Here is a 20,515-nt window from a genome sequence, read left to right on the forward strand (position 1 = left end):
GCCCTACACCCCCCGATACTTCTCATTCAACGCATACAAAATCGCACACGTCTCCGCATCCAGCCCCCCACGATAATCCCGCGCCCGAAAATGCATCTGAAACGCCCTGGTCCTGAGTTCAAACGCCTGCCGATTACGCGCCGGTTTATACCCATAACGCTGAAACGCCCGCTCCACCTCCACCTCCGGCGGCAACCCCACACAAAACCGCCGCTGATACATCGCCCGCGTCAACTCGTCAAACCACGCCCCCACACCCGCTTCAAACAACCGGCGCCACGGCAATCGCGGCCCCGGATCACTCTTGCGCCAGTACGCCACATCCGAATGCCCAAGAACATCAGCCGGTCCAATCTGCGGGTACCGCCCAAGGATGTCGCGAACCAGCGCAATCAACTCATCCACCTGCCCCTGAGCGTACGCAGGAAAGGTAAACACACCCCCGTCATCCCCCGCCTGGTTGACGATCTCAATACCGATCGACCGGCTGTTGAGGTCATCACGCCCACCCCAATAGCTCGCCCCGGCATGCCATGCACGCTTGTCCTCATCCACCAGGCGAAACACGCGCAATTCGTCATACCCGGCGGCGCGGTAGCCGGGTTCATCGGGATCAGGCAGCAGGTAGTGAGCGCTGACGCCCTTCTGCGTCAAGGTCCGCAAAGAAGACGCAAAGGGCGACGAGGTGTAATGCAAAACTATCTGCCGCACCGGCTCGCCGTTGCGTTCGTTGAAATCCCTGGCGGGGAAACTATGATCGATCACCAACATAAGAACCGTCCTTTTCAATACAGGCCGAGTCATTCAGCCCGTTCAAGCGCAAAAAAATTACCGCCATCCTGAAGGGATAACCTTGAGGAGGGCGGTAACTATGTGGCACTTGAAAATGTGGCACTTGAAAAGAAGTGATCAGCGCCGCAGCGGCATCCCCAGCTCGACCCGCAGCCCGTCCGGCTGGCTGTCGAATTTAAGCGAGCAGGAGCAACGCTGCACAATCGCCTGAACGATCGCCAGGCCCAGGCCGCAACCTTCGCTGCTGCCATTGCGCCAGAAGCGTTGAGTCAGGTACTGCAGGTCTTCGGCGGCGATCTGCTTGCCATGGTCGCGCACACGGAACACCACGGTGTCGGCGGCGCTAAAGACACTCAGCTCTACGCGGGTGTCACCGGGGGTATGGCGCAGTGCGTTATCCAGCAGGTTGCGCAAGGCTGCAACCGCCAGGGCGACCGGCATTTCAACCGGGGTTTCACTGAGGTTGTCGGCCAGGATCAGGTCGATGCGCTGGTTATCGCCGGCATTCGCATCCTGAACCGCCAGCCGCGCGACTTGCTCAGCGCTGGATTGCAGGCCGTCGTCGAACGACAGGCTGCCTTCCACCCGTGCCAACAGCAGCAACTGCTCCAGGGTACGGTGCAGACGGTCGGCACCCTCTTCGGCATGGGCCAGGGACTGATCGCGCGCCGCGCCCTCGGTCATGCGCGCCACTTGCAGATGGGTCTTGATTGCCGTCAACGGGCTGCGCAGTTCGTGGGCGGCGTCGCCGGTGAGGCGCCGCTCGCGCTCGATGGTCTTGGCGATGCGTTGCAGCAGTTGGTTCTGGGTATCGAGCAGCGGCTTGAGTTCGCTCGGCAGCGGATGAATCTGCAACGGTTCCAGGGAGTCGGCACTGCGGCGCATCAGCGCATCACGCATGCGGTTGAGCGGCAGCAGGCTCTGGCCGATGCCCAGCCACAACAACCAGAGGCAACCCAGCAGGGCTACGCCCACCGGCACCGAAGCCGCCAGCAGGATCGACAGGTTCAGCGCCTCGCGCTCCACCTGGCGGTCGGCGGTGGTGATCAGCAAATCGCCACGGGACAGGGTGAAACTGCGCCACCCCACGCCATCAATGACCTGGTCGCGAAAACCGCTTTTGCGCGACTCCAGCCCCTCATCCGGGGTGGTGTGGCTGCGCGCCAGGATTTCCCCGCGCAACGAACTGACCTGGCAAGCCATGCCGCCGGGTACATTCAGTTGGTCCGTGCGCAATTGCGTGCCGCCGCTCACACTGGCCAGGCCTGGCATCTGTTCGGTCAGCCCTGCAACCATGCGCGCGGACGCGACCAGGCGCTGGTCGAGCGAGAACATCATCTGGTTGCGCAGATCGTTGAGCATCCAGGCCGCCGCCAGGACCCAGATCAAGACAAAAGCGGCGCCCAGCTTGAAGGTCAGGCGCAGGCGCAGGCTTTTCACGAAACCTTTTCTCCCTCATCCGCCGGGCCACCGTCCGCCGTACCCAGGCGATAGCCCAGGCCGCGCACGGTTTCGACGACGCCGTTACCCAATTTGCGCCGCAAGTGGTGGATATGCACGTTGAGGGCGTTGCTTTCCAGTTCGTCGTTGAAACCGTAGACGCTGTCCTTGAGCTGCTCACTCGACAACACACGCCCCTTGTTATGCAGCAGGGCTTGCAACAGCGCCTGCTCACGCCGCGAGAGGTCCACCGGCTGGCCGCCGAGGAATGTCTCGCGGCTGCTTGGGTCATAGGCCAGTCGGCCATGTTCGATCAGGTTGACGCTGCGCCCCGCCACCCGTCGCAACAGGGTTTGCAGGCGCGCGGCGAGTTCACGCAGGTCGAACGGTTTGAGCAGGTAGTCGTCGGCACCGGCCTGCAGGCCGTCGACGCGGTTGGTCACCGAATCTCTCGCAGTCAGGATCAGCACCGGGATTTCCAAACCCTGGCTACGCTGTTGCTGCAACAGTTTGAGACCGTCCTCATCGGGCAGGCCGAGGTCGAGCACCATGATGTCGAACGTGGCCGCCTTGAGCATCGCCCGTGCGGCTGCGGCCGTGGCCACGCGCTCGACGGTAAAGCCCTGCGCGCCGAGGCCGGCCACAATGCCGCTGGCGATCAGTTCGTCGTCTTCACAGACCAGTACGTGCATGGTGAACCCTTCATGAAAGATGGGAGGATTAAAGGTGCCACGGATTAAGCGCAGATTATGCCGTGAAAAGAGGCGCGCTCAGACGCTTCCTTCACTTTAGAATAGCCCCCGGGTTAATCATCGGTTAATCAACGCCACACATTGTGTGCCTACTTGCATCGAACAAAGGCTTGACCATGCGGCATCTGTTTACCTTGCTACTGGTAATGTTCGCGGGATTCGCCCAGGCAGCACCTGGCAACCCATTCGAGACAAAACCCGACTTCCTCCCAGTGGGCAAGGCTTTCACGTTTACTTCCGAGCGCCTGGAATCCGGCGAAACCCAGCTGTATTGGCAGATTGCCGACGGTTACTACCTCTATAAACAGCGCATGAAGTTCGATGGCCTGGCCGAACAACCGCCGTTGCCCAAAGGCGAGGCGCACAGCGACGAGTACTTCGGTGACCAGGAGGTGTATCGCCAGGGCCTGGAAGTGAAGATCCCCGCTGGCACCACCGGCCAGGTCAAGCTGGGCTGGCAGGGCTGCGCCGATGCCGGCCTGTGCTACCCGCCCCAGTCAATCACCGTGGACCTGGGCGGGCCGTCCACTGCGCCTGCCCCGGCGCTAACAGCTGCGGGGGCCGCCGACGACCAGCAACTCGCAACCTTCCTCGGCGAAAACAACCTGTTCTTGAGCCTGCTGGCCATGTTCGGCCTGGGCCTGCTGCTGGCTTTCCTCCCCTGTTCATTGCCGATGCTGCCGATCCTCGCGGGCCTGGTGGTGGGCAGCGGCGCGAGCCCACGGCGCGGTTTTGCCCTCGCCGGCAGCTACGTGGTGAGCATGGCGCTGGTATACGCCGCATTGGGCGTCGCCGCTGCGATGCTGGGTGGCAACCTGCAGGCGTGGCTGCAACAGCCTTGGATCCTGGGGTCTTTCGCCGCGCTGTTTATCCTGCTGTCGTTACCGATGTTCGGTTTCTTCGAGCTGCAACTGCCAGCGTTCCTGCGCGACCGCCTCGACAACCTCAGCCGCCAGCAACGTGGCGGCAGCCTGGTCGGCGCCGGGGTGCTCGGCGCCTTGTCCGGGTTGTTGGTGGGCCCATGCATGACCGCACCGCTGGCGGGCCTGCTGCTGTACATCGCCCAAACCGGTGACGTGCTGTTTGGTGGCCTGGCGCTGTTCACCCTGGGTATCGGCATCGGCGTGCCGCTGCTGCTGTTGGTGACCGTGGGCAACAGTGTGCTGCCCAAGTCCGGCACCTGGATGAACCTGCTCAAGGGTGTATTCGGCTTCCTGTTCCTGAGCACCGCGCTGGTATTGATTCAGCCCCTGCTCGGCGGCGCTGCGTGGGTCGGCGCGTGGGGCGCGCTGGCGGTAGTGGTCGGCTATTGCGGCTGGCGAGTGGCGCGCGACACCGGGCGCGCGGCCCTGCTGGTTGGCGCCGGCTCACTGCTGCTGGGCCTCTGGGGTGGCGCGCTGGTCATTGGCGCGGCGGGGGGCAGTGATGACGTGTGGCAACCGCTCAAGGTCTACAGCGGCGCACGCACCGCTGGCGAGCCAAGCGCCCACGACGCCTTTACCCGCGTGAGCACGCCTGCCGCCCTGCAAGGCCAGCTCGACGCAGCCAAGGCTCAAGGCCAATGGGTGCTGCTCGACTATTACGCCGATTGGTGCCGGTCCTGCAAGATCATGGAAAAAACCGTGTTCGGCAAACCCGAGGTCATGGCCGCCCTCAACGGCGTGCGCCTGCTGCGGGTCGACGTGACAGCCGACTCCGACGCCAGCCGCGAGCTGCTGGAACGCTACAGGATTCCCGGGCCACCCACGTTCATCTGGATCGGCCCCAACGGTGAAGAGCGCCGTGCCCAACGCATCACCGGCGAAGTGGATGCCGACGCCTTCCTGCAACGCTGGAATCAGACCCGAGAAGCCCTCTGATGCTGACCCTGACCATCGGCACTTTCGCCATCGCCCTGAATCACATCCTGCTGATTTGCGCGCTGATTATCGCCACCCTGGTGGGATGGCGCGTGGCCAAGCGTGGCGGTGAGAACCCGGAATCGGTGCTGTTCAGCCTGTTCCTGCTGGGCATGCTGGTGGCGCGCGTGAGCTTTGTGTTGATGTACTGGGACGAATACAGCCACGACCCTCTGCAGATGGTCGACCTGCGCGACGGCGGCTTCCTCGCCTGGCCCGGTGTGATCGCCCTGGTACTGGGCGCCCTGGTCTACGGCTGGCGCCGCCCTGCCCTGCGCAAGCCGCTGGGCGCCGGGGTGATCACCGGGCTGGTGTTCTGGGGCCTTACCAGCGTGTCCCTGAGCCTGTACGACAGGGGCTCGCAACTGCCGGACATCACCTTGCGCAACGCCAACGGTGACGTGGTGCAGTTGGCCGACTACAAAGGCGGCCCGCTTGTGATCAACCTGTGGGCCACCTGGTGCCCACCCTGTCGTCGCGAAATGCCGGTACTGGAACGCGCACAGCACCAGCGCCCCGACGTGACCTTCCTGTTCGTCAACCAGGCCGAAAGCATGCAAAGCGTCAGCACCTTCCTGGCCACCCAGGGCCTGACCCTCGACAACGTGCTGTTCGACGCCAGCGGCCGTCTCGGCCAGGCCGTCGGCTCCATGGCCCTGCCGACCACGCTGTTCTACCAAGCCGACGGGCGCCTGATCAACAGCCACTTGGGCGAACTGTCCCAAGCCAGCCTGGCCCGCGCCATGGAACCCTTCGACACCGCCCCTCAAAGGAAACCGACATGCCAAGCCTCCGCCACCTGCTGACCCTGCTGCCGCTGTTGTCACTGAGCGCGACGGCAACCCTGGCCCAGGCCGAAGACTGGCCGGCACCGATCAAACAGATCGAGGCCAAGGGGGCCAGGATCCTGGGCAAATTCGATGCGCCTAGCGGCCTCACCGGCTACGCCGCGCAGTACCAGAACCGCGGCATGGCCCTGTACCTGACCGCCGACGGCAAGCACGTGCTCGCCGGCAACCTGTACGACGCCCAGGGCAATGACCTGAGCAGCGCGCCGCTGGAAAAACTGGTGTACGCACCGATGGCCAAGGAAGTCTGGGCCAAGATGGAAAAGAGCAGCTGGATACAGGACGGCGATAAAAACGCCCCGCGCACCGTCTACCTGTTCAGCGACCCCAACTGCCCTTACTGCAACATGTTCTGGGAACAGGCACGCCCGTGGGTGAAGGCCGGCAAGGTGCAACTGCGGCATATCATGGTTGGGATTATCCGCGAAGACAGCCCCGGCAAATCCGCCGCGCTGTTCGCCGCCAAAGACCCGCAAAAAGCCCTGGAAGAACACGAAGCCGCCGGCAAGGCCAGCAAACTGAAAGCACTGGACAAGATCCCGGCGAACATCGAGGCCAAGCTCGATGCCAATATGAAGTTGATGGATGAGCTGGAGTTGTCGGCGACGCCGGCGATCTTCTATCTGGATGACAAGGGGCAGTTGCAACAACAGCAAGGCGCCCCGTCGCCGGAGAAGTTGGTGAAGATCCTTGGCCCCAAGTAAGCGGCCCCGGCTCGTCACGACCTGCTGTTGTTTAAAAAAATGCCCACGTGAACGTGGGCATTTTATTCAGCGGGCGGCTTAAACGCTTTCAACCAGGAAATCTTTCATATACCAATCGTTCCCGCCCGCTGTTTTTTCATGGCTGAAGCAGTCGAGCAGTACCGGCGCAGAGCCCGCAACAAAGGTGAAACTCAGGGTATGCCAGTTAAGGTCTACCAGTTCCAACACAGGTGTTTTAACCACTGAATCCTTGCGCAACGACAACTTTGGCGTGGTGTACTGAGTACTCCATCGACGAACTTTTACCGAAAACTGATAGGTTTCGCCTTCATCAAGGTCATCGAATACCCGCTGTAAAATGGGCCCATTGCTCGTTTCGGTGTAGGTGAAATCCCTGACGCTATAGCTAGGTTTTCCATCGGGGCCGGTCACCGTTTCAATATTGATGTCCCTCGGATCAGACGCCCCCGAGCCAAGTTTCCACAGCCCCAAGGTCTGGTCATTGAAATCCGTCAAATCTCGATAAGGCTTACGCAGGGTCAGCTTCAACGCAGGAAAGATAATCTTCTCGCCTTTTTCACAACACGCATCCAATTCGGTCTTGAATACGATGGTCAACTGGGTGCGGTTGGCAAACTTCTCCAGCTCCACACGGGGAAGCGTACGCGACAACCCATTTTTCACATCGGCGGCGGTGATCGCTTTGCCCACCATCACATGAACAGTGTGGTCAGATCCGTCCTTCTGCTTGCCCGTGCAGCCCAGCCAGCATTTTTGCCCCGTCTCCATGAACACCCATTTTTCTATAAAAATGGTGGCGTCCCCCGTAAAGGTACGCAAATCCAAAATGCCGTCTTCCGACTGAGGCACCTGCGGCGTAGGCAACTGCGCAAACGCAGCCACACTGAAGGTCAGGTCAGTGATCACCTCACACACACGCGTGCGTCTAATCGTAATCGTCTTGGTGACCCCAGGGCTGTCCAACACCCCAGGGCTGCTATCCGATGACGATGCACCGCTCGAAGATGGTTTGGTAGCCATGGTGAATCCCCTGGGCGTAGTAGAAATAAATCAGCCATCACACAGGGGTCATTCAATGCCGGAGCGGCAGCCACTGGCTACTGTCAAAGTTGACAGGTTTTGATCGAAAACCAGGGTTCCCGACCAAAGGTCATCCCCTCAAAGCCCCTCCAGTTCTGCCATCAAATCGCTCAAGCGATCCACTTTATCCGCACTGATTTCATTGGCTGCCAGCCCATCAATGTACTCGGCCAACTCCGCCACCGTGCTGCACTCGAACATCGCCCGCAGCGGCACATCCCGCTGCAGGTTTTTCTGCACCCGTGAGGCAATCTGCGTGGCCAGCAGCGAGTGCCCGCCCAGCTCGAAGAAGTTGTCCTGTACGCCCACCTTTTCGACTTTCAACACGTCGGCCCAGATCGCGGCCAAGGTGCTTTCCAGCGCGTTGCGCGGCGCCAGGTAGTCCTGGCTGTGCAACTGGCCGATCTCCAAGGTTGGCAGGGCCTTGCGGTCGAGTTTGCCGTTGGCGTTGAGCGGCAGGCGGTCGAGCCATAACCAGTGCAGCGGCACCATGTATTCCGGCAACTCGGCACGCAGGCGTTGCTTGATGCGGTCCAGGCGATCACTTGGGTTCAGCGCTTCATCGGCCGCCACCAGGTAACCCACCAGGTGCTTGCCGTTGACGCCTTCCTGCACGCCGACTGCCGCGTCACGCACTTGCGGTTGTTCATGCAGGCGCGCTTCGATTTCACCCAGCTCGATGCGGTAGCCGCGAATCTTCACTTGATGGTCGATACGCCCGACATACTCCAACACGCCGTCACTGCGACAGCGCGCCAGGTCGCCAGTGCGGTAGAGACGTTCACCCGGAGCGCCGAACGGGTTCGGCACAAACACCGGGGCGGTGCGCAGTGGGTCGCTGACGTAACCGCGACCCACGCCAGTGCCGGCCACACACAACTCACCGACGGCGCCTTGGGGCACCAGCTCCAGCGCAGCGTCCAACAGGTACAAACGGTTGTTGTCGGTCGGCGTACCAATCGGCAGGTAAGTGCCGCGGGTCGAAGCCAGGTCGACGCGGTAGAACGCCACATCGTCCGAGCATTCCGCCGGGCCGTAGGCGTTCACCAGGCCGATCTGCGGGTAGCGCAGCAGCCATTGGTGCGCCAGTTCCGGCGGCATGGCTTCACCGGTCGGCAGCATCCAGCGCAGACTGTCCAGCCCGATACGGTCCTGAGCCAACATGCCCTGGATTAGCGACGGCACGCTTTCGAGCACGCTGATGCACTGCGCCTGCACGTGTTCCAACAAGCCTTGGGGATCGTGAGCGAGGGTGTTCGGCACGATAGCCACGCGCGCGCCAAACAGCGGCGCGGCGAGGAACTGCCAGACGGAAATATCGAAGCTCTGCGACGCGGTTTGCGCAATCACATCGGCGTCGGTCAAGGCCAGGTACGGCACCTTGCTCAACTGGTTATTGAGCATGCCGCGCTGCTCCACCATCACGCCCTTTGGCAGGCCGGTGGAGCCCGAGGTATAGATCACGTAGGCGAGGTTGTCCGGGCCGCTGTAGATCCCTGGGTTTTCCCCGCGCGCGGGCACCTCCTCCCACACCAGCAACTGGCAGTCGAAGCCTTCAAGCAACTCGATGGCCTGCTCGCGGCTGGCCTCGGTGCACACCAGCAACGGTGTGCGGCTCAAGTCGATGATGCTGCGCAAGCGCTGGCTCGGCAGGCCCGGGTCAAGCGGCAGGTAGCCGGCACCGGCCTTGAAGCTGCCGATGATCATGCCCAACAGGTCAAGGTTGCGCTCGGCCAGCAACGCCACCGGTTGATCCAGGCCGACGCCTGCGGTGATCAGCGCGTGGCCGAGGCCGTTGCTGCGGCGGTTCAGTTCGTCATACGTCCATTGCTGATCCAGGCAACTGGCGGCGATGCGCTGCGGGTGCGCAGCCACCTGGGTTTCGAACAGTTCGACATAGCTGCGCTCCAGAGGGTAAGCGTGCTCGCTCTGATTACAGCCGTGAACCAGGAACTCACGTTCCTGCTCACCGATCAGCGGCAGCTCGGCCATGTCGCCATGGAAGCCCTGCACCAACGCCAGCAGCAGGCGCTTGAACTCGCCCAACATGCCCTGCACGGTGGTTTCATCGAAATAGCGCTGGTCATAAGACAGGTGCAAGCCCAGGTCATCGCCCGGGTAGCACACGGCGGTCAACGGGAAGTTGGTGTGGGTGCGGCCGGAGTCCGAGGTGGCATTCAGGCTTTGCGCGCGATCCAGCACCGAGGTTTCCACCGGGGCGTTTTCAAACACGAACAGGCTGTCGAACAGCGGTTGGCCCTTGGGCAATTCGCTGTGTTCCTGGATGGTCACCAGCGGCAGGTATTCGTACTCGCGCAGTTGCATGTTGCTGTCGAGCAGGCTGCTCAGCCACTGACGCACGCTGCAAGGCTGGCCGTCCTCGGGCAGTTTCACCCGCAGCGCAATGCTGTTGATGAACAGGCCGACGGTGCGCTGCATCTCGGGCATGTCCACCGGGCGCCCGGCCACGGTGACGCCGAACACCACGTCGCGGTCGCCGCTCAAGCGCCGCAATACCAGGGCCCATGCGGCCTGGGCGAAGGTGTTGATGGTCAGTTGATGAGCCTGGGCCAGTTCGCGCAACTGCGCGCCGTCACGCGCCTCGAGACGGGTGTAACAGTCGCCCACCACCATGCCGCCGCTGTGGCCTGCGTGTTCCCGCAGGAACGGCCGGTCGCTGGAGATCGGCGTGGTGCGCTCGAACCCTTGCAGGTTCTGCTGCCACCACTGGCGTGCCTCGTTCAGGTTCTGGCGTTGCAGCCAGGCGATGTAGTCGCGATAACGCGGCGCCGTGGCCAGCTGCGCTTCGCGGCCTTCGCCGAGGGCCAGGTAGATCTCGAAGAAGTCATTCATCAGCAGCGAACGGCACCAGGCGTCGATGAGGATGTGGTGGTTGCTCATCATGAACCAGTAGCGCTCTGCGCCGACGCGGATCAGGCGCAAGTGGAACGGTGCCTGGTTGAGCAGATCGAAACCCGCCTCGCGTTCCTGCTTGAGCAGCGCTTGCAGGCGCGGTTCCTGCTCGCTTTCGGGGTCGGCACTCCAGTCCAGGTATTCAATCGGCGTGCTGCCGGGGGTGTGGATCACTTGCAGCATGTCTTCGCCGACGTTCCAGCAGAACGAGGCGCGCAAGGCTTCGTGACGGGCGATCACCGCCTGCCAGGCCTGGGCGAAACGCTGCGGGTCGAGGGCACTGTTGATGCGGTAGCGGTCCTGCATGTAGTAGAGGCCGGTGCCCGGTTCGAGCAAGGTGTGCAGCAGCAGGCCTTCCTGCATCGGGGTCAGCGGGTACACGTCCTCGATGGCAGTGGCGGGCACCGGCAACGCATCCAGCTGCGGCTGCGTCAGGCGTGCCAGGGGGAAGTCGGACGGCGTCAGGCCGCCGGCGCCGTCCTTGAGGCAGTGCGCGACCAGGCTTTGCAGCTCCGCCAGGTAGGCCTGCGCGAGGTCGCGAATGGTCTGCGAGTCGTGGCGTTCACGGCTGAAGGTCCAGCGCAGCACCAGCTCACCGCCATACACCTGGCTGTCCACGCTCAACTCGTTGGGCAGCGGTGCATCCGGGTCATGGGCCAGGCCTGCCGACTCATCCAGCGGATGGAACAACGCATCGGCGCCAAAGCTCTGGTCGAACTGGCCGAGGTAATTGAAAGTGATCGGCGCCGACGGCAGCGCCGCCATGGCCTGCTGGCACTGGTCGTCGGCCAGGTAGCGCAGCACGCCATAGCCGAGGCCCTTGTGGGGCACGGCGCGCAGTTGTTCCTTGATCGCCTTGATCGAGTCGCCCTGCGTGGTGTGCGGAGTCAGGCGCAACGGGTAGGCACTGGTGAACCAGCCCACGCTGCGGGTCAGGTCGAGGTCATCGAACAGGGTTTCGCGGCCATGCCCTTCCAGCTGGATCAGCGCCGACGCGTGCCCGCTCCAGCGGCACAACACACGGGCCAGGGCCGTCAGCAGCAGGTCGTTGACCTGGGTGCGGTACGCGCTCGGGGCCTGTTGCAACAACTGGCGGGTGTGCTCGGCATCCAGACGCACGCTGACGGTGTCGGCATCGCGATTACGCAGCGCGCCTTGGGGGCGAGCCACCGGCAAGGCCGCGTCAGGGCCGGCCAGTTGCGCCTGCCAGACGCTCAGCTCTTCACGCAGGGATTCACTGGCGGCGTACGCCTGCAAACGCGCGGCCCAATCACGCAACGCGCTGGTCTTGGCCGGCAGGTTGACGGACTGGCCGTCGCTCAGTTGGCGGTACACGTTCTGCAGATCTTCGAGCAATACACGCCACGACACGCCATCCACCACCAAGTGATGGATCACGATCAACAGGCGTTGCTGGCCCTCGGGCCCGTCTACCAGCAAGGCGCGCAGCAGCGGGCCGTGTTCCAGGTCGAGGCTGCGCTGGGTGTCGGTAAACAGTGCGGTGCAGTGCGCCATATCGCGCACTTGCGCCTGCATCAGCACGCCCCCTTGGGGCACGGCCAAATGCTCGGCGTGCCATGGCGCGTCGCGCCGGGTGAAGCTCAGGCGCAGGGCGTCGTGATGCTCCAGCACCGCCAACAGCGCTTGTTCGAGGCGATGAGGGTCGAGCAATTGCAAGGGTTTAAGCAGCAGCGCCTGGTTCCAGTGCTGACGGTTGGGCACCTGCGTGTCGAAGAACCAATGCTGAATCGGCGTAAGGCCCGAGCTGCCGGTGAGCACGCCTTGTTCGGCCGTGACCTGCTCGGAGCGGGTGGCGACGGCGGCCAGGCTCTGCACGGTCTGGTGCTGGAACAGGTCACGCGGGCTGAAATGAATCCCCGCCTGCCGCGCACGGCTGACCACCTGGATCGACAGGATCGAGTCGCCGCCCAGCTCAAAGAAGTTATCGTCGAGCCCGACTTGTTGCACGTTCAAGACCGCGCACCAGATGGCAGCCAGCGTCTGTTCAAGCGCGTTGCGTGGCGCCACATAGGTTTGGCGATTGGCCTCGGGGTCCGGTTGCGGCAAGGCACGCCGGTCGAGCTTGCCGTTGGCGGTCAGCGGCATGCTGTCCAGAATGATCAAGTGCGCAGGCACCATGTAGTCCGGCAGTTGCGCCTTGAGGTGGGCCTTGAGCGCATCCCGCAAGGCGCCGTGGTCGGCGTCGCTGACCAGGTACGCCACCAGCTGTTTGCCGCTTGGCGAATCCAGCGCCAGCACCACCGCTTCGCGCACGGATTCGTGCTCCAGCAGGCGGGTTTCGATCTCGCCCAGTTCGATGCGGAAACCGCGGATTTTCACCTGATGGTCGATACGCCCAAGGTATTCCACCAGACCATCGGCGCGCTGGCGCACCAGGTCGCCGGTGCGGTACAGGCGCCCGCCATTGAGGGCAAACGGGTCGGCGACAAACCGCTCGGCGGTCATGCTCGCTCGCGCATGGTAACCCTGGGCCAGGCCCGCTCCGCCGACGTACAGCTCGCCCGTCGCGCCTTGCGGCACCAGGGCCAGGTCGGCGTCGAGAATGTAGGCCACGCGGTCGCCGATAATGCTGCCGATCGGCACGCTCGCGGCGCCCTCCTCCAACTGCTCGGGCGCAAGGCTGGCCAGCGGCATCACTACCGTTTCAGTCGGGCCGTAGGCATTGAAAAACACCTGAGGCTGGAACGCCGCGCGGATGCGCTGCAGGTGTTCGCCGGTAAGCGCTTCGCCACCGGTGATGCACATGCGCACCGGCAAGGTCTGCTGCTGGGTCGCCAGCCATTGCGCCAACTGGCTGCCGTAGCTCGGGGTAAAGCCCAGGATAGTGATGCGATGAGTGCGGATCAGCGCGCAGATTTCTTCGGCATCCCACTGGCCCTGGGCGCGCAATACCACCTGCGCACCACTGAGCAGCGGCACCAGCAAGCGCTCGGTGGCAGCGTCGAAGTTGATCGAATAGAAGTGCAGTTCGCAGTCGTCCGCGCGCATGCCGAAACGCTCGATCACCGCCTGGCAATGCATGGCGATTTCGCCGTGGGACACCACCACGCCTTTGGGCTTGCCGGTGGAGCCGGAGGTGTAGATCAAGTACGCCTGGTGTTGCGGCAGGCTGATAAACGGCAGCTCGTCCGCCGGGTAGTTCGCCAGCACCGGCAGGTCATCCTCCAGGCACCAGCACGCGACGGTGGCGGGCAATTGGCCGAGGGCTTCGAACATCGCCGCGTCACTGAGCAACAGGCCGATGCCGCTGTCTTCGATCATGTAGTGCAGGCGGTCCAGCGGGTACTCCGGGTCCAGCGGCACATAGGCGCCGCCAGCCTTGAGGATCGCCAGCAAGCCGATGACCATTTCCAGGGACCGTGGCAGCGCCAGGCCGACCCGTACCTGCGGGCCGACCCCGCGCTCGCGCAGCATCCAGGCCAGGCGATTGGCGCGGGCGTCGAGTTCACGGTAGCTGAGCGTTTCACCGGCGAAGGTCAGCGCCGGTGCATCGCCACGCTTGTGCGCCTGCTGGCTGAACAGCTGATGAAGGCACTGGTCGAGGCGATGCTCGCCCGCCTCCACGCCCAGGCTGTCCTGCAACACGCGCTGCTCGGTGGCGGTCAGCAACGGCAGTTCGCTGAGGCGCTGTTGTGGATCCGCGATCAGTGCTTCCAGCAGGTTGCGCCAATGCTCGGCCATACGCGCAATACGCGGCTCGTCGAACAGGTCGGTGCTGTAGGTCAGACAGCAACCCAGCCGATGGTCGAGGTCGGTGACTTCCAGATTGAGGTCAAACTTGGTCGCACGCGCATCGTTGGCCAGGTACTCGACGGCCATGCCGGCCAGTTGGCGGCTTTGCTGGAATTCCCAGCGCTGCACGTTGCACATCACTTGGAACAGCGGGTTGTACGCCGCACTGCGCGGCGGTTGCAGGGCCTCCACCAAATGGTCGAACGGCAGGTCCTGGTGGGACTGGCCCTCGATCACGGTGTGGCGTACCTGCTCGAACAACTGCGCGACGTTCATCTGCCCATTGAGCTGGCAACGCAGCACCTGGGTGTTGAGGAACGCGCCGATCAGCCCTTCGCTTTCCGGGCGAATGCGGTTGGCTACCGGCGCGCCGATGCGCAGGTCGGTCTGGCCGCTGTAGCGGTAGAGCAACACCGCGAGGGTGGCGGTCATGGTCATGAACAGGGTCAGGCCGTGTTCGACATTGAAGGCGCGCACGCGAGCGGCCAGCTCGTCGCTCAGATCAAAGCGGTACAGCTCGCCCCGATGGCTTTGTACCGGCGGGCGTGGGCGGTCGCCGGGCAGCTCCAACAGCGGATGCTCATTGCCCAGCTGCGCCGTCCAGTAGTCGAGCTGGCGCTGGCGTTCGCCGGCCTCCAGCCATTCGCGCTGCCACACGCTGTAGTCGAGGTACTGCACCGGCAACGGCGCCAGCGGCGACAGGCGCTCATCGATAAAGGCTTCGTACAAGGCGCTGAGTTCACGGGCAAAGATGTCCATGGCCCAGCCTTCGGTGACGATATGGTGCAGGGTCAGCACCAGGTAGTGCTCCTGCTCGCCGGCCTTGACCAGGCATGCGCGCAGCAACGGGCCGGTTTCCAGGTTGAACGGGGTGTGGGCCTCATGATCGGCCAACTGTTGCAGACGTTGCTCGCGCTCGGCCTGATTCAGCGCCGAGAGGTCCTGCCAGGCCATGCGCAGGCCGGTCTGCGCCGATACTTGCTGGTAGGCCACGCCATCGACACTCGGGAAGGTGGTGCGCAGGGTTTCGTGGCGCATGATCAAGGCTTGCAACGCCGCCTCGAAGCGCCCCACGTCCAGCACGCCACGCAGGCGCGCCATGCCGCCGACGTTGTAGGCCGGGCTGTCCGGCTCCATCTGCCACAGGAACCACATGCGCTGCTGGGAATACGACAACGGCACGCGCGTGCTGCGGTCGACCTGGGCGATCGCGGTTTGCTGATTACGCTGGCCCGACGCCTGGATCAGCGCGACCTGTTCGGCAAACGCGCCCAACTCACTGGCTTCGAACAAGGTGCGCAACGGCAGCTCGACGTCGCAGGCTTGGCGGGTACGGGAGATGATTTGCGTGGCCAGCAACGAGTGGCCGCCGAGGGCGAAAAAGTCGTCGCGCAGGCCAATCCGTGGCAGGCCGAGGACCTCGCGCCAGATCGCGGCGATCTGCTGTTGCAAGGCGGTTTCGGGTTCAACGTGCTCACGGGTTTGCCACACCGGCTCTGGCAAGGCGCGGCGGTCGAGTTTGCCGCTGGGGCTCAGGGGCATGGCGTCCAGACGCATCAGTTGCGCAGGCACCATGTACTCCGGCAGCTCGGCGGCCAGGGCGGCTTTTACGTCCTGTTCGTCGAGCGCGGTGCTGGCGGTGTAGTAACCGATCAACTGCGCATCACGCACCAGCACCACCGCCTGGGCGATGCCGTCGAGGGCCAGCAGGCGCGCTTCGATTTCTTCCGGTTCTACCCGGAAGCCGCGCAGTTTGACTTGTTGATCGAGGCGACCGAGGTATTCGAGCACGCCATCGGCGCTCCAGCGCGCTCGGTCCCCCGTGCGATACAGGCGTGCGCCCGGCGCGCCCAGCGGGTCGGCGACAAAGCGTTCGGCGGTCAGCCCGGCACGCCCGAGGTAGCCGCGCGCCAGGCCGATGCCAGCGATGCACAGCTCACCCGGCACACCGGCCGGCAATGGGTTGAGTTGCTCGTCCACTACGCGGCAAATCACATTGCCCAGCGGCCGGCCGATCGGCGAGCGCTCGCCATCCTCGACCGTGCAGTGCCAGTGGGTGACGTTGATCGCGGTCTCGGTCGGGCCATAACGGTTGTGCAATTGCACCGCCGGCAACTGCGCCAGCACGCGGTTGCGCAACTCGGCGGGCAAGGCTTCGCCGCCGGAGAACAGGCGACGCAGGCTGGTGCACTCGGCAACCAGCGGCTCGTCGATGAACAACTGCAAAAGCGCCGGCACAAAGTGCAACGTGGTCACGCCGTGTTCCTGCACCAACTGCGCAATCCGGTGCGGGTCGCGATGCTCGCCCGGGCCGGCCAGCACCAGGCGGCAACCGCTGACCAGCGGCCAGAAGCATTCCCACACCGACACGTCAAAACTGATCGGCGCTTTTTGCATCAACACATCGCTGGCATCCAGCTGATAAGTGGCCTGCATCCACTGCAAGCGCTCGGCCAGGGCCGCATGGGTATTGCCCACGCCTTTGGGCTGGCCGGTGGAGCCGGAGGTGTAGATCACATAGGCCAGGTTGTCGCCCTGCAGGTGCAGGCCCGGCGGCTGGGTTGGCCAGCCGTCGAGGTGCAGGCTGTCCAGGGCAATCGTGCACACACCCGGGGCGCTCGGCACGCGGTCCAGCAAGGCGGTCTGGGTCAGCAGCAAGTGCACGCCGCTGTTCTTGAGCATGTAGGCCAGGCGCTCGGCGGGGTAATCCGGGTCCAGCGGCACATAGGCGCCACCGGCCTTGATGATTGCCAGCAGGCCGATCAACAGTTGCGGCGAACGCTCGACGGCGATGGCCACGCACACATCTGGGCCGACGCCCTTGTCGCGCAGGTAGTGGGCCAGGCGGTTGGCCTGGGTGTGCAGCTGGGCGAAGGTCAGGCTGCCGTCCTCCCACACCAGCGCGGTGTTGTCCGACGTCTGCTGGTTGAGCAACTCCGGTAACCACTGCCGGGCAGGTGCGCACGGCGCCTCGTTCCATGCCTGCTGCGGGTCATGCTGCATCAGCGCGAGGTCGCCGATGGCGTGTTGCGGTTGCTCGCACGCGCCCTGCAACAGGTGGATGAAATGCTCGGCCAGGCGCTGGATGGTCGCCGCGTCGAACAGCTCATCGGCGTAGTCGAACGACAGGCTCAGACGCCCGTTGCGGTCTTCCTCGCTGTGCAATTGCAAGTCGAACTTGGCCTCGCGGCTGTGCCACGGCAGCTCATCGGCGAGCATGCCCGGCAGGCGGCGCAAGGCGCTCAAATCGCGTTGCTGGTGGTTGAACATGACCTGGAACAAGCCCTGCTCGCGCGCCTGCGGGAAGGCTTCCAACAGCTGTTCGAACGGCAGGTCCTGGTGCGCTTGGGCGCCTAATACGCTCTCGCGCACAGAGGCCAGCAGCTGGTTGAACGGCAGGCGCGCCTCCAGCTCGGCGCGCAGCACCAGGGTGTTGATGAAGAAGCCGATCAGGCCTTGGGTTTCCTGGCGCGGGCGGTTGGCATTGGGCACACCGATGCGGATATCACGCTGGCCGCTGTAGCGGTAGAGCAAGGTCTGGAACGCCGCCAGCAACAGCATGAACGGCGTCGATTGGTGGGCCTGGGCGGTTTGGCGGATCGCCTCGTTGAGGCTGGCATTCAGGCGCACGCTATGGCGCGAAGCACTGTGACGGTGGTGCGCCGAGCGCGGGTGGTCGGTGGCCAGGCTGAGGGTCGGATGCTCGTCGCCCAACTGCGCCTTCCAGTACGCCAGTTGCCGCTGGCCTTCGCCCGCGGCCAACCATTGGCGCTGCCAGCTGCCGTAGTCGGCGTACTGCAGGGCCAGGGGCGGCAGTTCCAGGGTCTGGCCTTGGGCGGCGGCGGCGTACAGCCGCGAGAATTCGTCGATCAGGACAGTCAGCGACCAGCCGTCGGCGATGATGTGGTGCAGGGTCACCAGCAGTTGATGATCTTCATCGTCCAGGCGCACCAGGGTCACCCACAGCAGCGGGCCTTTTTCCAGGTCGAACTGGCTGCGCGCTTCGTCTTCGCGGATCTGCTGCGCGCGCGCCTCACGCTCGGCCACGGGCAGGTCGCTGAGGTCGATCACTTGAAGGTCGAATGCCGCGCTGGCCTCGACACGCTGGAAGCCCTGGCCGTCGCGCTCATAGAAGCGCGTGCGCAGGGCTTCGTGGCGCTGGATCAGTTGCTGGAAGCTTGCGCGCACGGCATCTTCATCCAGCTCGCCGCGCAAGCGCAGGGCGCCGGGGATGGTGTAGGCGCTGCTCTGCGGGTCCAGTTGCCAGGTGATCCACAGGCGGTTCTGGGCCAGGGACTGGGGCAACTCGTCCTGGCGCGACAACCGTGGGATCGCGCCTTGGGCGACGCCGCCATCCTCCTGCAATTGCGCGACGCTGGCGGCAAAGCCGGCCAGGGTCGGCGCTTCGAACAGACTGCGCAGGTTCAGCTCCAGGCCCAGGGTTTCACGCACGCGCGCGACCACCTGGGTAGCGCTGATGGAGTTGCCGCCAAGCAGGAAAAAGTGATCATCGGCCGCGACCGTTGCGACCTGCAACTGTTCGCACCAGATCGCTGCGATCCGGTTTTGCAGCTCGGACGCCAACACGCCATCGCTGGCCTGCGCTTGCAGCTCGGGGAACTGGGCATAGCTGTCGAGGCTGCCATCGGCATGGCGAATCGCGCAGGCCGCACGCTGCACCTTGCCGCTGGAAGTCTTGGGCAATGCGCCGGGGTTGAGCAACACCACCACGCTCGGCGCCTCTTGATAGGCCTCGGCAACGGCTTGGCGGATGGCCTTGATCAGCGCCTGGGGCGGCAGGATTTTCTGCACACTGCGGCTGATCTCGGCGGCGATGCCGATGCCTTCCAGGCCCTGGTGATTCACGGCAAATGCCGCGACCCGGCCCTTGCGCACCACTTCCACTTCACGCTCGATGGTTTGTTCGATGTCCTGGGGATACAGGTTGTGCCCACGCACGATCAGCAGGTCTTTGAGGCGGCCAGTGATGTACACCTCGCCCTCGCGGATAAAGCCCAGGTCACCGGTGCGCAGCCAAGTGCGGCCAGCGTGCTGGACGAAGGTCTTGGCGCTGGCTTCAGGGTTGCGCCAGTAACCGTGGGCGATGCTTGGGCCGCTGGCCCAGAGTTCGCCAACGCAGTTGTCGGGCACTTCGCTGAGCGTGTGCGGATCGGCGATCAGCACCGCGTGGTCCGGCTGGCTGGTGCCGCAACTCATGATCGCACTGCCCTGCCCGGCTTCTGCGCGGTTGGCGGCCAGGGCTTGTTCATCTACGCGCAGGGCCGGGATGCCATGACCACGCTGGCCGCCGGCAACAAACAGAGTCGCTTCGGCCAACCCATAGGAGGCGAAGAAATTATTCGATCTGAAACCGCAGGTCGCGAACTTCTCGGCAAAGCGTTCCAGGGTGTCGAGGCGGATCGGCTCGGAACCGGAATAGGCCACGCGCCATTGACTCAGGTCCAGGCGCTCCAGGGCCGACTCACTGACCCGCTCACTGCACAGGCGATAGGCGAAGTCCGGGCCGCCGCTGATGGTGCCGCCGTATTCACTGATCGCTTCCAGCCAGCGCAAGGGGCGGCCAAGGAAGTACGCCGGAGACATCAACACGCACGGCACGCCGCTGAAAATCGGTTGCAGCAGGCCGCCGATCAGGCCCATGTCGTGGTACAGCGGCAGCCAGCTGACGATCACATCGTCCGGGTTGAGGTCGATGCCAAAGCCGCGACGGATCAGCACTTCGTTGGCCACCAGGTTGCCGTGGCTGACCTGTACGCCTTTGGGCAGCGCGGTGGAGCCCGAGGTGTATTGCAGGAAGGCGATGTCGTCGGGCTGCAGGTCGGGCGCATGCCAACCGTCAGCCATGGCGGCGTCGAGGGTGTCGACACTCAGCACCGGCGGTGCGTTGTCGAGCTGCGCCAGGCCGTCGCCCAGGCTGGCGACGGTCAGCAGCAGGCGCGGCTCGGCGTCGCTGATGATCGAGAGCAAGCGTTCCTGATGATGACGTTTGGCGGACTCAGGCGGATAGGCCGGCACGGCGATCACGCCGGCGTACAGGCAACCAAAAAACGCCGCGACGTAGTCCGGGCCACTGGGGAACAACAGCACCGCGCGATCACCCAATGCCGCGTTCGCCTGCAAGGCCGCGGCGATGGTGCGGGCGCGCAGGTCCAGGTCACGGTAACTGAGCACAACGCTGTGCTCGGCGGACTCGGCGAGGAAGCGCAGGGCGACCTGGTCCGGGGTCTGCGCGGCACGGCGTTGAAGGGACTGGACCAGGGTGCGGGGAAGTTCGAAGGCGTCCATCATGGGGT

The 20,515-nt window shown here is 64.1% G+C and carries 8 protein-coding genes; 3 read left to right on the plus strand and 5 right to left on the minus strand.

All coding sequences use genetic code 11. From position 1 onward, the window contains the following. Positions 1-3 precede the first annotated feature (3 nt). From GIW02_RS20300 to GIW02_RS20310, 3 genes are all read right to left on the minus strand, one after another. Positions 4-771, minus strand: a complete 768-nt coding sequence (locus GIW02_RS20300; RefSeq protein WP_236418595.1) for an N-acetylmuramoyl-L-alanine amidase — start codon at positions 769-771, stop codon at positions 4-6. Positions 772-909: 138 nt separating this feature from the next. Further along, entirely contained in the window at positions 910-2,232 is a 1,323-nt protein-coding gene (locus GIW02_RS20305; RefSeq protein WP_236418594.1) for an ATP-binding protein, read from the minus strand. Continuing rightward, the gene (locus GIW02_RS20310; RefSeq protein WP_236418593.1) at positions 2,229-2,924 is read right to left on the minus strand and encodes a response regulator; all 696 of its coding nucleotides are present in this window, start codon (positions 2,922-2,924) and stop codon (positions 2,229-2,231) included. The genes GIW02_RS20305 and GIW02_RS20310 overlap by 4 nt, the downstream gene beginning before the upstream one ends. Positions 2,925-3,100: 176 nt before the next feature. On the opposite strand from GIW02_RS20310, the gene dsbD reads away from it, so the two are divergent. From dsbD to dsbG, 3 genes are read left to right on the plus strand one after another with little or no spacing between them, the layout of a single operon-like run. Continuing rightward, positions 3,101-4,843, plus strand: a complete 1,743-nt coding sequence (gene dsbD, locus GIW02_RS20315) for a protein-disulfide reductase DsbD (protein WP_236418592.1) — start codon at positions 3,101-3,103, stop codon at positions 4,841-4,843. Next, positions 4,843-5,688 (plus strand): TlpA disulfide reductase family protein, encoded by an 846-nt coding sequence (locus tag GIW02_RS20320; protein ID WP_236418591.1) that lies wholly within the window; start codon positions 4,843-4,845, stop codon positions 5,686-5,688. The genes dsbD and GIW02_RS20320 overlap by 1 nt, the downstream gene beginning before the upstream one ends. After that, positions 5,664-6,434: a thiol:disulfide interchange protein DsbG gene (dsbG, locus tag GIW02_RS20325; RefSeq protein ID WP_236418590.1), complete on the plus strand. Its 771-nt coding sequence runs from the start codon at positions 5,664-5,666 to the stop codon at positions 6,432-6,434. Before GIW02_RS20320 ends, dsbG begins: the two co-directional genes overlap by 25 nt. Positions 6,435-6,512: 78 nt before the next feature. On the opposite strand, the gene GIW02_RS20330 is transcribed toward dsbG, so the two are convergent. Both GIW02_RS20330 and GIW02_RS20335 read right to left on the minus strand, forming a co-directional pair. Further along, on the minus strand, positions 6,513-7,475 hold the full coding sequence (locus tag GIW02_RS20330) for a carbohydrate binding domain-containing protein (RefSeq protein ID WP_236418589.1): 963 nt from the start codon (positions 7,473-7,475) through the stop codon (positions 6,513-6,515). Between the two features lie 138 nt (positions 7,476-7,613). Further along, complete coding sequence (locus GIW02_RS20335; protein ID WP_236422015.1) at positions 7,614-20,510, minus strand: non-ribosomal peptide synthetase; 12,897 nt, start codon at positions 20,508-20,510, stop codon at positions 7,614-7,616. Positions 20,511-20,515: the final 5 nt, after the last annotated feature.

Source organism: Pseudomonas syringae, from assembly GCF_021606685.1.
GTDB lineage: Bacteria > Pseudomonadota > Gammaproteobacteria > Pseudomonadales > Pseudomonadaceae > Aquipseudomonas > Aquipseudomonas syringae_R.

Excerpts from the sequence above, each read along its gene's own strand:
- GIW02_RS20300 (WP_236418595.1), bottom strand. The coding sequence starts at position 771 with ATGTTGGTGATCGATCATAGTTTCCCCGCCAGGGATTTCAACGAACGC.
- GIW02_RS20310 (WP_236418593.1), bottom strand. The coding sequence starts at position 2,924 with ATGCACGTACTGGTCTGTGAAGACGACGAACTGATCGCCAGCGGCATT.
- dsbD (WP_236418592.1), top strand. The coding sequence starts at position 3,101 with ATGCGGCATCTGTTTACCTTGCTACTGGTAATGTTCGCGGGATTCGCC.
- GIW02_RS20320 (WP_236418591.1), top strand. The coding sequence starts at position 4,843 with ATGCTGACCCTGACCATCGGCACTTTCGCCATCGCCCTGAATCACATC.
- dsbG (WP_236418590.1), top strand. The coding sequence starts at position 5,664 with ATGCCAAGCCTCCGCCACCTGCTGACCCTGCTGCCGCTGTTGTCACTG.
- GIW02_RS20330 (WP_236418589.1), bottom strand. The coding sequence starts at position 7,475 with ATGGCTACCAAACCATCTTCGAGCGGTGCATCGTCATCGGATAGCAGC.
- GIW02_RS20335 (WP_236422015.1), bottom strand. The coding sequence starts at position 20,510 with ATGATGGACGCCTTCGAACTTCCCCGCACCCTGGTCCAGTCCCTTCAA.